Source organism: uncultured Polaribacter sp. (assembly GCF_947500975.1).
Classification (GTDB): domain Bacteria; phylum Bacteroidota; class Bacteroidia; order Flavobacteriales; family Flavobacteriaceae; genus Polaribacter.
Genome location: NZ_CANMUE010000006.1, coordinates 38,947 through 52,325 on the forward strand (window position 1 = coordinate 38,947; position 13,379 = coordinate 52,325).

At 28.9% G+C, this 13,379-nt stretch carries 13 protein-coding genes; 8 read left to right on the forward strand and 5 right to left on the reverse strand.

Features of this window, described 5'->3' with window-relative positions; all coding sequences use genetic code 11:
* Positions 1-21 precede the first annotated feature (21 nt).
* The 8 genes from Q0733_RS08030 to Q0733_RS08065 all read left to right on the forward strand — a co-directional run bounded on the left by Q0733_RS08030 (position 22) and on the right by Q0733_RS08065 (position 9,393).
* Positions 22-1,803 (forward strand): cbb3-type cytochrome c oxidase subunit I, encoded by a 1,782-nt coding sequence (locus Q0733_RS08030; RefSeq protein ID WP_298781086.1) that lies wholly within the window; start codon positions 22-24, stop codon positions 1,801-1,803.
* A 102-nt stretch (positions 1,804-1,905) separates the two neighbouring features.
* Complete coding sequence (locus Q0733_RS08035; RefSeq protein WP_298781088.1) at positions 1,906-3,090, forward strand: hypothetical protein; 1,185 nt, start codon at positions 1,906-1,908, stop codon at positions 3,088-3,090.
* A 1-nt stretch (position 3,091) separates the two neighbouring features.
* Complete coding sequence (locus Q0733_RS08040; protein WP_298781091.1) at positions 3,092-3,958, forward strand: mechanosensitive ion channel domain-containing protein; 867 nt, start codon at positions 3,092-3,094, stop codon at positions 3,956-3,958.
* A gap of 30 nt (positions 3,959-3,988) precedes the next feature.
* Positions 3,989-5,023 carry a Holliday junction branch migration DNA helicase RuvB gene (ruvB, locus tag Q0733_RS08045; protein ID WP_298781094.1) on the forward strand — a complete coding sequence of 345 codons (1,035 nt, stop codon included), beginning with the start codon at positions 3,989-3,991 and terminating at the stop codon, positions 5,021-5,023.
* Positions 5,024-5,075: 52 nt separating this feature from the next.
* Positions 5,076-6,803, forward strand: a complete 1,728-nt coding sequence (locus Q0733_RS08050) for a SulP family inorganic anion transporter (protein ID WP_298781098.1) — start codon at positions 5,076-5,078, stop codon at positions 6,801-6,803.
* A 51-nt stretch (positions 6,804-6,854) separates the two neighbouring features.
* Positions 6,855-7,220, forward strand: coding sequence for a rhodanese-like domain-containing protein (locus tag Q0733_RS08055; RefSeq protein ID WP_298781100.1), 366 nt, complete (start codon positions 6,855-6,857; stop codon positions 7,218-7,220).
* Between the two features lie 5 nt (positions 7,221-7,225).
* Entirely contained in the window at positions 7,226-7,492 is a 267-nt protein-coding gene (locus Q0733_RS08060) for a heavy-metal-associated domain-containing protein (RefSeq protein ID WP_298781103.1), read from the forward strand.
* Between the two features lie 44 nt (positions 7,493-7,536).
* Positions 7,537-9,393 (forward strand): radical SAM protein, encoded by a 1,857-nt coding sequence (locus Q0733_RS08065; protein ID WP_298781104.1) that lies wholly within the window; start codon positions 7,537-7,539, stop codon positions 9,391-9,393.
* On the opposite strand, the gene Q0733_RS08070 is transcribed toward Q0733_RS08065, so the two are convergent.
* The 5 genes from Q0733_RS08070 to rplM all read right to left on the reverse strand — a co-directional run bounded on the left by Q0733_RS08070 (position 9,390) and on the right by rplM (position 13,159).
* A complete protein-coding gene (locus tag Q0733_RS08070; protein ID WP_367276303.1) occupies positions 9,390-10,247 on the reverse strand; it encodes an alpha/beta fold hydrolase in 858 nt (285 codons plus the stop codon). The genes Q0733_RS08065 and Q0733_RS08070 overlap by 4 nt on opposite strands.
* Before the next feature lie 132 nt (positions 10,248-10,379).
* Positions 10,380-11,351 carry a translation elongation factor Ts gene (gene tsf / locus Q0733_RS08075; protein WP_298781107.1) on the reverse strand — a complete coding sequence of 324 codons (972 nt, stop codon included), beginning with the start codon at positions 11,349-11,351 and terminating at the stop codon, positions 10,380-10,382.
* A 26-nt stretch (positions 11,352-11,377) separates the two neighbouring features.
* The gene (gene rpsB / locus Q0733_RS08080; RefSeq protein WP_298781108.1) at positions 11,378-12,166 is read right to left on the reverse strand and encodes a 30S ribosomal protein S2; all 789 of its coding nucleotides are present in this window, start codon (positions 12,164-12,166) and stop codon (positions 11,378-11,380) included.
* Between the two features lie 151 nt (positions 12,167-12,317).
* Positions 12,318-12,704 carry a 30S ribosomal protein S9 gene (rpsI, locus tag Q0733_RS08085; protein WP_298781110.1) on the reverse strand — a complete coding sequence of 129 codons (387 nt, stop codon included), beginning with the start codon at positions 12,702-12,704 and terminating at the stop codon, positions 12,318-12,320.
* Positions 12,704-13,159 (reverse strand): 50S ribosomal protein L13, encoded by a 456-nt coding sequence (gene rplM, locus Q0733_RS08090; protein WP_298781113.1) that lies wholly within the window; start codon positions 13,157-13,159, stop codon positions 12,704-12,706. The genes rpsI and rplM overlap by 1 nt, the downstream gene beginning before the upstream one ends.
* Positions 13,160-13,379 lie beyond the last annotated feature (220 nt).

Sequence of the window (13,379 nt, forward strand, 5' to 3'; positions counted from 1 at the left end):
GACACTACAAATAAAAAGATTATGTCAGATCATCATCATAAAGAAACATTTGTAACAAAATATATATTTAGCCAAGATCATAAAATGATTTCAAAGCAGTTCTTAGTAACTGGTATGATTATGGGAATCATTGGTGTATTTATGTCTATGTTATTCCGTATGCAAATTGCATGGCCAGAAGAATCATTTTCAATCATTGAAGCTTTTTTGGGGCCACATCAAACTGATGGAGTAATGAACCCTGATATGTACTTAGCACTGGTAACAATACACGGTACTATTATGGTGTTTTTTGTATTAACTGCTGGTTTAAGTGGTACATTTTCTAACCTTTTAATTCCTTTACAAATTGGTGCTAGAGATATGGCTTCTGGTTTTTTAAATATGTTATCATATTGGTTGTTCTTTATATCAAGTGCACTTATGGTAATATCTTTATTTGTTGAGGCCGGACCAGCATCTGCAGGTTGGACAATATATCCACCTTTAAGTGCATTACCACAAGCAATTCCAGGTTCTGGAGCAGGTATGACTTTATGGTTGGTTTCAATGGCTATTTTTATTGCATCTTCTTTAATTGGATCTTTAAATTATATTGTTACCATTTTTAACCTTAGAACAAAAGGTATGAAAATGACAAGGTTGCCATTAACAATGTGGGCATTTTTTATTACAGCAATTATTGGTGTAGTTTCTTTCCCAGTATTATTATCTGCAGCTTTATTATTAATTTTTGATAGAAGTTTTGGTACTTCATTTTATTTATCAGATATTTTTATTTCTGGAGAAGTACTACATTATCAAGGAGGATCACCTGTATTGTTTGAACATTTATTTTGGTTTTTAGGTCACCCAGAAGTATATATTGTTTTATTACCAGCATTAGGTATTACATCAGAAATTATTTCAACGAATTCTAGAAAACCAATTTTTGGATATAGAGCAATGATTTTATCTATCATAGCAATTGCATTTTTATCTACTATTGTTTGGGGTCATCATATGTTTATTTCAGGAATGAACCCTTTCTTAGGATCTGTATTTACATTTACAACATTATTAATTGCAATTCCTTCAGCAGTAAAAGCATTTAATTATATTACTACTTTGTGGAAAGGTAATTTACAATTAAACCCAGCAATGTTATTTTCTATTGGTTTAGTTTCAACTTTTGTTACTGGTGGTTTAACAGGTTTGGTTTTAGGAGATTCTGCATTAGATATTGCAATTCATGATACTTACTTTGTAGTAGCGCATTTCCACTTAGTAATGGGTGTTTCTGCTATATTTGGTATGTATGCAGGTATTTACCATTGGTTTCCAAAAATGTATGGTAAAATGATGAATAAAACATTAGGTTATTGGCACTTTTGGATTACAATAATTTGTGCTTATGGAGTATTCTGGCCAATGCATTTTATTGGATTAGCAGGTTTACCAAGAAGATATTATTCAAATACTGCATTTCCAATGTTTGATGATTTAGCTGATGTTAATGTGGTAATTACAATTTTTGCTTTAATTGGAGGTTTATCTCAAATTATATTTATTGCTAACTTCTTTATTTCAATTTATAGAGGTAAAAAGGCTCCACAGAATCCTTGGAACTCTAATACTATTGAATGGACAACACCTGTTGAGCACATTCATGGTAATTGGCCAGGAAAGATACCTGAAGTTCATAGATGGGCATATGACTATAGTAAAAGAGTAGATCCAGAAGATGATGATAGCGATTATTTACATGGTCAAGACTTCGTAATGCAAACAACGCCTTTATTAGACGGTGAAGAACCATCTTAGACAAGATATATTTTAATAAAAACCTTTCCAATTGGAAAGGTTTTTTGCTTTTATAGTTTCTCGTTTTTGTTTATTATATTAGCTATAACTAATTTTAATAAAATGTTATCCTCAGAGAAAATATTAAAAGTAAAGAATTTTTTATATAAACTTTTTGATATTGCTATTTCAGATGAAATTTCAATTATTGAAGAAGCAGAAGAAAAAGTTCTTTTGCCTGAAGAATATTTAGAAAGATTTACTTTATACGCAATTCAAGATAAGGGTTTTTTAAAAGATAGAGAAAACGAATTTAAAAGTTTAGAACTAGCTTATGAAAATTGGAAAATTGTAAATTCACCTTTATTAGTAGTTAATAATCCAGGAGAAGGAGGTACTTCATTGCTACATGCTAGTACTTATATTTATCCTTCGGCAAAAATTTTAGAAACCGATAAATCTATTGATTCTTACAGTAAATTAATTCAACTATTAACTCACTTTTTTAAGATAGAAGAAAAAATAACTACTTTAAATAATTTAGGAAAACACATTGAAACTTTTGAAGAAAGTAAAGTTGTAATTTTAGAAAACATAGAAAGGTTATTTATAAGAAAAATTAATGGGTTTAATTTACTTGAAGATTTTTTATTGTTTTTACATGCCACAAAAGATAAAATTTATTGGATTGTTTCTATTAATAAATATTCATTTTATTACTTAAATAGTGTCAAATATTTTTCTTCACATTTCCCATCAATTGTACACTTGAACCCTATAAGTAATGAAATGTTAAAAGAAGAAATTATTTTGAGAAATAGAGGTTATTCAATGGTATTTTTAAAACCTTTAAATCTTCCAAAAAAAATCGAAAAACAATTTAAAAAAGTTACTCCGTCAGAAAGACAAACAATTTTAGAGAGTTTATTTTTTAAAAAATTATTTGACTTTTCAAAAGGTAACATGTCTAAAGCAATTTTATATGCTAGAGAATCTGCATTTAAAGTAAAAGAAAAAACAGTTTATATAAAGCCATTTGAAGAAAAGGAAATTGAAGGCTTGTCTTTAGCTGATTTATTTATTTTAGAAGCAATTTTTCAACATAGATCTTTAACAATAGATGAATTAAATATTGTGCTAAGAAACTCGAGTAGACAAAGTAGATTAACTATAGAAAAGCTATTAGAAAAAAACTTAATAAGACCTACAAAAAATTCAGAAAACAAATCTGATTATAGAATAAACTTAATCTATGTAGATGTATTAAAGCAACAATTAAGAGAACGTTTAAATAGAAATTTTAGATAATATGAAAAAAACACTACAACTATTTTTCTACTTTTTTTGTTTAATAAGCTTTGGACAAGAACAAACTGTAAAAGATGTAAAAAGTAATGTTGAAAATACTTTAAATACAGCAACTGAAGTAATTTCATTTACTAAAATTTTTACTATTTTAATAGTAATAATTTTAACTTGGGGAATTATAAAACTATTAGATTGGTTTTTTAAAAACTTGGTAAAAAACTTTAACAGGCATCGATTAAAAATATTAAGACTACAACCTGTAGTTAAAATTTTGGTTTGGGTTTTAGCAATTTATACACTTATAATAACGCTATTTAATCCTTCAGCGGAAGCTGTTTATGCATTAATGGGTTCGTCAGCACTAGCATTAGGTTTTGCTTTGCAAGATATTGTTAAAAACATTTTTGGAGGTTTATTAATCATTTTAGACAGGCCATTTCAAATTGGAGACAGAATAAATATTAAAGGTAATTATGGAGAAGTTGTAAATATTGGTTTGCGAAATACAATTGTAAGTACTTCAGATGACAACACAGTAACCATTCCAAATTCAGCAATAATTTCAGACAGTATTTCCAATGCAAATTCAGGCGCATTAGATTGTATGGTAGTTATAAATCTTTGGTTACCAATAAATGTTGATGTTACTCAAATTAGAAAAATTGCAGAAGAAGCAGCAATAACATCTAGATATTTAAATATTGATAAACCAGTAACTATTTTGTTTTTTGATCATTTTGATGATCATGCAGCAACAAAAGTTGTTATTAAAGGCTATGTTTTAGACGCACGTTATGAAAAACTTTTTGAAGGTGATGTAACAGAAGCAGCAAAAAAAGCCTTGATAGAAGCTGGTATTTATAAATAAGATTGCCACCAAATCCTTTATCTTTGTTTTATGAATGAAAACTTAAATCCTGAAAATACAAATTTTTCAAATGAAGAATTAGATGTAGAAAAAAAATTACGTCCACTTTCTTTTGATGATTTTACAGGACAAGATCAAGCAATTGAAAATTTAAAAATTTTTGTTGAAGCAGCCAATCAAAGAGATGAGGCGTTAGATCACACATTATTTCATGGCCCTCCAGGATTAGGAAAAACAACATTAGCACATATTTTAGCAAATGAATTGCAAGTAGGTATAAAGGTTACATCTGGTCCAGTTTTAGACAAACCGGGCGATTTAGCTGGTTTACTTACAAATTTAGATGAAAGAGATGTGCTATTTATTGATGAGATTCATAGACTAAGCCCAATTGTAGAAGAATATTTATACTCTGCAATGGAAGATTATAAGATTGATATAATGATAGAATCTGGCCCAAATGCCAGAACTGTACAAATCAATTTAGAACCCTTTACATTAATAGGTGCAACAACACGTTCAGGATTGCTAACAGCGCCAATGAGAGCGCGTTTTGGAATTAGTAGTCGTTTACATTATTACTCAACAGAACTCTTAACCAGCATTGTTCAAAGAAGTTCTTACATTTTAAATGTTCCAATTTCTATGGAAGCTGCAATTGAAATTGCAGGGAGAAGTAGAGGAACTCCAAGAATTGCGAATGCTTTGTTAAGAAGAGTTAGAGATTTTGCTCAGATAAAAGGAAATGGTTCTATTACTATTCAAATTGCAAAATATGCATTAAATGCATTAAATGTTGATGCGCATGGTTTAGATGAAATGGATAACAAAATTTTAGCAACTATTATTGATAAATTTAAAGGAGGTCCAGTAGGAATTAGTACCATTGCTACTGCTGTATCAGAAAATACCGAAACTATTGAAGAAGTGTACGAACCGTTTTTAATTCAACAAGGTTTTATTATGCGAACCCCTAGAGGAAGAGAAGTTACCGATTTGGCTTATAAACATTTAGGAAGAGAAAAAGGAAGAGAAAAAGGAAGAACTCAAGGAGAACTTTTTTAAAAAAATATTTGTAATGAACAATTGGTAAAAAGCCAAAAGTGAAGAGTATAAAATGAACCTAAAAAAAATCATACCAATTTTAGAATGGTTACCAAACTACAATACATCGCTTTTTAAAAGTGATCTATTTGCAGGAATTACAATAGGTATTATTTTAATTCCACAAGGTATTGCTTACGCATTAATTGCAGGTTTACCACCTATTTATGGTTTGTATTGTGCATTAGTACCACAGGTTATGTATGCAATTTTTGGATCATCAAGACAAGTTGCAATTGGACCCGTTGCTATGGATTCTTTAATTGTTGCAACTGGTGTTTCTACATTAGCCGTTGCTGGATCAGAAAACTATATTGCTATTGCTATTTTATTAGCGTTAATGGTTGGTATTATCCAATTTTTAATGGGGGTTTTCAATTTAGGTTTTATTGTTAATTTTTTATCAAAACCAGTAATTACGGGTTTTACATCTGCAGTTGCAATAATTATTGGTGTTAATCAGTTTAAAAATTTATTGGGTGCAAATTTTATTCAAAGTGATAGGATTCAATTTGTATTAAAAAATATTTGGTTGCAAATATCAACCTATAACTTATCTACAACCAGTATAGGTATTGTATCAATAATGATAATTATTGTTTTTAGAAGAATAAATAAAAAGATACCAAATGCATTAATTGTTGTTATTTTAGGAATTTTTGTAATGAAATATTTTGGCAAATATTTTAACGATGTTGCTATTGTAGAAGAGATTCCTTCTGGATTACCAGAATTTGGAATTCCTAACTTTAATATATCATTAATGAGAGAATTACTGCCAACTGCCTTAACATTGGTAATGGTAGGTTATTTAGAAACTATTTCTATAGGAAAATCATTAGAAGCAAAACAAGATGTTTATAGAATAAGACCTAATCAAGAGCTAATTGCTCTAGGGTTAAGTAATATTTTTGGTTCATTATTTAAAGCTTATCCAACAACTTCAAGTTTTTCAAGATCAGCAATTAACATAGAAAGTGGAGCAAAAACAGGTATGTCTGCATTAATTTCTGTGTTAATAGTAGTAATCACTTTATTATATTTTACACCTTTGTTTTATTATTTACCTAAAACAGTTTTAGCAGCAATTATTGTAGTTGCTGTTTTTGGTTTAATCAATTTTAAAGAAGCATTTTTTTTATGGAAAGCTAATAATTTAGATTTTTGGTTAATGTTATCTACTTTTATTGCCACACTTTTTGCAGGAATTGAATTTGGAATTGTTATAGGTGTTGGTTTGTCATTAATTGTTTTAATTTATAGAACTTCTAAACCTCATTTTACTGAATTAGGAAAAGTTCCTGACTCAGATTTTTATAGAAATATAAATAGATTTGAAGAAGTTATAACATCAGAAGATATATTAATTTTTAGATTTGACGCACAGCTATTTTATGCAAATTCAAATTATTTTAGAGACAATTTAGATACTTTGGCAGATAAGAAAGGCACGGCATTAAAATTGATTGTAGTTGATGCAGAAAGTATAAATAGGGTTGATAGCACTGGGGTAGAAATGTTAAAAGAGCGCATTAATTATTATAAGAAAAGAGGTGTTGATTTTTATTTTTCTGGAGTAAAAGGGCCTGTTAGAGATGATTTTTTAAAAAGTGGAATTTTGCAGATTATTAATATCAATCATTTTTTTATTAGAGCAAATGATGCAGTAGAATTTTATAAAACAGGAGACAAATCTATACAAGATAAGCATGCTAAATATATACACCAAGCATACAAGTAATTAAAAATTATAAAATATATAAAGCAATTTGTTCTTCAAAATTATAATGACATGAAACATTTACTATCCATTTTTTTAATTAGTATTTTATTTACGAATTGTGAAGTAGCACAAGAAATAAATACAATTAAAACGGTTGAACTCAAAGCACTTATTGAGAAAGAAAAAATTCAATTAGTTGATGTAAGAACACCAGATGAAATAGCAAATGGTTTTATAAAAACAGCCATGTTTGCAAATTATTATGATGCAAATTTTACTCAAAAGATAATTAAAATTTTAGATAAAAATAAACCTGTATATTTGTATTGCAGAAGTGGAAATAGAAGCGAAAAATCTGCAAAAATACTACAAGAACAGGGTTTTGAAGTTTATAATGTAATAGGCGGATATAAGATGTGGAAAACTGAAAATTAGAAATTATGACAGCAGAAATTCAAATAGAAAACTTAAAGTGTGGTGGTTGTGCTGCAACTATAAAAAAAGGAATTTCAACAATTATTGGAGTTAAAGAAGTAACAATTGATGTTAATAATTCTTTGGTGTCTATTACATCAGAAAATGATAATTTAGATGCAGTTAGAGTAAAATTATCAAAATTAGGTTACCCAGAAGTAGGTGATAAAAACACAATTGTACACAAAGCAAAATCTTTTGTTAGTTGTGCTGTTGGTAAAATTGATTCTTAAAAATAATTCAGTTTTTATAGATTTTTATCTTTGTAAGATGCATTATGCAATCAAAACTTCTTTTTATAACCCCACCTTTTACACAGTTAAATACAGCTTATCCTGCTAGCGCTTATTTAAAAGGATTTATAGAAAAACACCAAATATCGTTTACGCACTGTGACCTAAGTATCGAGCTTTTCATATCAATTTTCTCAAAAGAATTTCTATCAGATATTTTTAAAGAAGCTGAAGATTTAAAAAATTTTTATTTTCCAAAAGTTAGGAAAATGAAAGAAGCTTATATTTCTAATGTTGATATTGTAATTTCATTTTTGCAAAAGCAAGATATTGATACTGCCAATAAAATTTTGAAACCTAATTTTTTACCTTTAGGACATAGATTGCTTAAAGTAAATAAAAATATTAAATGGGAAATTGGTGAAATAGGTATTATTGACAAAGCAAAGCATTATGCAACACTTTTTATTGAAGAAATTGGCGATTTTATTCAAGCAAATGTTGATGAGTTTTTTGCGTTTACAAAGTATGCTGAACAAATTGCAACAGCGGCAAGTAGTTTTGATCAAATAGAAGAGTTTTTAAACAGTCAACATTCTTTAATTGAAGACAAAATGTTTGATATTTTAGAAGAACAAATAAAAACACATTCACCAAATATAGTTTGTTTTACGATTCCTTTTCCTGGAAATTTATTTGCAGCTTTACGTTGTTCTCAATTTATAAAACAGTTTTATCCTAGTATTTCAATTGCTTTTGGAGGTGGGTATTGTAACACAGAATTACGCTCTTTAAATGATCCGCGAATTTTTGATTTTGTCGATTTTATTTCTTTAGATGATGGTGAAGGCCCGTTATTAAAAATAATAAATTATTTAGAAAATAAAGTCGATATCAATGAACTGGAAAGAACTTTTGTACTAGAAAATAATCAAGTAGTTTACAAAAATAAAATACCTAACACTATTTATCATCATAAAAACTTACCAGCACCAAATTATTCAGGTTTGCCATATGATAAGTATGTTTCTTTTTTAGATGTTGTAAATCCTATGCATAGAATGTGGACAGATGCAAGATGGAATAAACTAACTATATCTCATGGTTGTTATTGGAAACAATGTTCTTTTTGTGATGTTACTTTAGATTATATTGGTAATTATCAAAATACAACCGCAGAAGATTTAGTAAACAAAATAGAGAAGATTATAAAAGATACGGGCATAACAGGTTTTCATTTTGTTGATGAAGCTGCACCACCAAAAATGTTGAGAGCGTTATCTAATAAATTAATTGAAAGAAATGTAAAAATTACTTGGTGGACAAATATTAGATTCGAAAAAACCTTCAATTTTGAACTATGTCAATTAATGTCTAAATCGGGTTGTATTGCTGTAACAGGTGGTTTAGAAGTGGCTTCTGATAGGTTGTTGGCCAAAATGAAAAAAGGAGTTGATATAGCACAAGTTACTAGAGTAACCAATAATTTTTCTCAAAACAATATTTTAGTTCATGCGTATTTAATGTATGGCTTTCCTACAGAAACTGAACAAGAAACTATAGATTCATTGGAGGTTGTAAGACAATTGTTTGAGAATAACTGTATTCAATCTGCTTTTTGGCATCAATTTACAACAACTGCACATAGCCCTGTTGGTCAAAACCCTGATGAATTTGGTATCAAAATAATAGGGCCAGTTTTTGAAGGTTTTGCTCAAAATGATTTATATCATGAAGACCCACAAGGAGCAGACCACTCTAAATATACTAAAGGTTTAAATATTGCATTACATAACTATTTAAACAATGCTGGGTATCAAGAAAATTTACAAAATTGGTTTGATTTTCCAGTTATAAATACAACTCATTCTAAAGATTTAATTCAATCTTTTTTAAGTTAGCTTTTTTCATAAATCCATTTTTCTACTATAGGCCAAATTTCTTTTTTTGAATTTTTCGATTTTATAATTCTGCTATGGTTGTAGTCTTCTAAATTTCCATTTTCTTTTGAGAAAAATATCAGTTTGTTTTGTTCATTTTCAAATGCATCTATAAATTTTTGGCAACCTTCTTTTGGAGCAATAAAGTTATCTCCTTTTGCACAAATAGATAATATTGGAGTTTTAATTGTATTCATCATTTTTAGATAATCGAAACCATTTTCTCCAATAAAATTCTTTTTTAAATTCCAATCAAACCATTGCTTCATAGTATAATAACTTTCGCCATGTTCTGTTGAGCCAGCACTTTTAGAAGGAACTTTACCTAAAGTTGCAGTTAAATATTTACTAATTAATATTTTTATTTTATTTCTTAAATTTTTACTTGCGCCAAAAGCTTGTACTCCAAATAGAGTAATGCTATTAATTTTTGAATTATAATTTGGATTGTTAATTAAAAACATGGTTAAAACAATACCACCAGCACTATGAGTTATACAATCTAAAGATTTTAATTTTATTGTGTTAAATAAAAAATTAAATGTTGATGAAATATCATACTTAGCAATAGTTTCAAAATTGAATTTCTGTTTTGCTTTTGAACTTTTTCCGTGATTTCTCCATTCCATTATCCAGCATGTAAATCCTTTTTCTGTTAAAAACAATGCTATTCCATCACAAACTTTTCTATTAGAAAATGTTCCATGAGTAAAAAAAATATGCCTATTAAGTTGTTTTTCAGAACTTAATTTCCATAGAGCAATGTTTTGTTTATCTTTTGTTTTTATATGGTAAAGTTCTTCTTTCAGTTTTATAAACCTTTTATTATATGATGGTTATCTTAATTTAAGATATAAATATAATCTTATTTAATTTTATAATTTATTTTCTTGAACAAAAAAACCTCGCAAATTGCGAGGTTTTTAAATATGATTTATAGAATAATGTTATCCTAAAGTAACTCTTTTAAAAGAAGAAACTTCAACATCACCATAAGTTTTTACATATTGTGCAACGTTTTTCTTTTCATCCTTAATAAAAGATTGATCTAAAAGACACTGTTCCATATCTAAAGTTGTGTTATCAGAAATGAATCTTTCCATTTTTCCTGGTAAAATTCTATCCCAGATTTTTTCTGGTTTTCCTTCAGCAGCTAATTCAGCTTTTGCAGCTTCTTCAGCTTTTGCTAAAACTTCATCAGATAATTGAGACATTGAGATAAATTGAGGTACATTTTTTAAAGTTTTACCTAATCTACCTAACTCAATATTATCTTTTTCAATTACAGCAATTCTAGCTTCAGTTTCGGCAGCAACAAATGCAGGGTCAAAATCTTTGTACGATAATGTAGTTGCACCCATTGATGCAACTTGCATTGCAACGTCTTTTGCTAAAGTTTCAGCATTGTCTACAACAGCAGATAAACCTACTAAAGCAGCAATTTTACCAATATGAGTATAAGCACCAATATAAGCAGCTTCTATTTTTTCAAATGCAGTAATTTCTAATTTCTCACCAATTACACCAGTTTGTTCAACTAATTTCTCAGCAACAGTCATTCCTCCAAAATCAGCAGCTAAGAAAGCTTCTTTATTGTCATAATTTAAAGCGATGTCAGCAAACTGACCACCTAAGGCAACAAAAGATTCGTTTTTACCAACAAAGTCAGTTTCACAAGCTAAAACAATTGCTACAGCAGCAGTTTTAGCGTCGTTAATTCTTGTTACTGCAACACCTTCTGTAGATTCTCTATCAGCTCTTTTTGCAGCAATTTTTTGACCTTTTTTTCTTAAAATGTCAATTGCTTTATCAAAATCACCACCTGCTTCAACTAATGCCTTTTTACAGTCCATCATTCCAGCTCCAGTAGCTTCTCTTAATTTTTTAACATCAGCAGCACTTATCTTTACTGTTTCCATGTTATTTTTATTTTTTAATGTTGTACTTATTTTGTTTCTTTAGCAGGAGCTTCAGCAGTTTCAGCTTTTGGAGCTGTTTGTGCTTCTTTTTTTACTTCCTTTGCTTTTTCTTTATCAGCTTTGTCTGCTTTTCTATCAGATAAACCTTCTGCAATTGCATCAGTAACAAAACCTAAAACTTTGTCTATAGATTTAGACGCATCATCATTTGCTGGTATTACAAAATCTACTAATCTAGGATCAGAGTTTGTATCAACCATTGCAAAAATTGGAATGTTTAATTTTTGTGCTTCTGCAATAGCAATGTGTTCTTTCTTAATATCGATTACAAATAATGCACCAGGTAAACGAGTCATATCAGAAATAGAACCTAAATTCTTTTCTAATTTTTCTCTCTGACGATTAATTTGTAATTTTTCTCTTTTTGATAAAGCATCAAAAGAACCATCTTGTTTCATTCTATCAATATGAGCCATTTTTTTAACAGCTTTTCTAATAGTAACAAAGTTAGTTAACATACCACCTGGCCATCTTTCTGTAATGTAAGGCATGTTTACTGCTTTTGCTTTTTCTGAAACAATATCTTTAGCTTGTTTCTTTGTAGCAACAAATAAAATTTTACGTCCAGAGTTAGCAATCTTTTTTAAAGCTTCTGAAGATTCTTCTATTTTTGCTGCAGTTTTATACAAGTCGATGATGTGTACACCATTACGTTCTGTATAAATGTATGGAGCCATGTTTGGGTTCCATTTTCTAGTTAAGTGTCCAAAGTGCACACCGTTGTCTAGTAATTCTTGAATATTGATATTTGCCATTTTGTTAAATGTGTTTACTTTCTGTTTTGAAATCAATATATAAGTAGTCTTTTGAGTCTTATATATTTAGATACTAAACTGTTTAATATTAAATATTTGTAATAATAACAGTTCTCGGTATAATAAATTGCAGAATAAATTCTGTAAAATATTAACGTTTCGAGAATTGGAATTTTTTACGTGCTTTTTTCTGACCGAATTTCTTACGTTCTACCATTCTTGGATCACGAGTTAATAAACCTTCTGGTTTTAATATTGCTCTATGATCTTCATTAATAGCAACTAAAGCTCTTGTAATAGCCAAACGAATTGCTTCTGCTTGCCCAGTTACACCACCACCGTAAACATTAACTTTGATATCGTAAGATTCTAAGTTTTCTGTTAACATTAAAGGCTGTTGTACTTTGTATTGTAAAGTTCCTGTTGAAAAGTAACTTTTATAGTCTTTTTTATTTACTGTAATATTACCTGTTCCTTCAGAAAGATAAATACGTGCAACAGCAGTTTTTCTTCTACCTATTTTATGTACTATATCCATTATTTTAAATCGTTAAGGTTAATAGCTTTAGGTTCTTGACCCGCTTGTTTGTGCTCTGTACCTGCATATACATACAAGTTCCTGTATAAAGCTGAACCTAAAATATTTTTAGGTAACATTCCTTTAACTGCTTTCTCAATCAATCTTGTAGGATCTTTCTCAAACATTTCTGTTGCAGTTAACGATCTTTGTCCTCCTGGATAACCTGTGTGACGAATGTAAGATTTGTCTTTCCATTTGTTGCCAGTTAAAACAATTTTTTCTGCGTTGATAATAACCACGTTATCTCCACAATCTACGTGAGGAGTAAAGTTTGGCTTGTATTTACCTCTAATTAGCTTTGCTACTTTAGAAGCTAGACGACCCAACGTTTGCCCGTCTGCATCAACTAAAACCCACTCTTTGTTTACTGTAGAGCTGTTTGCTGATACTGTTTTGTAACTTAATGTGTTCATAATTACACTATTAGTTTTTGTTTGTTAATAATTATTTTTCCCTTAAAAAAGGAGTGCAAATGTAGGGAGATTTATTTGATTGACAAATAGGAGTTTACTTTATTTAACTGTTTTTTGTTGATTAGTTTATTTTTTTAATAATTAATATGTTTTTTTAAATTTAGAAAGTTATTTTTGTTGTATGTAAAAAGCACTTTTTTAGTTGTTTAAAGACATAAGT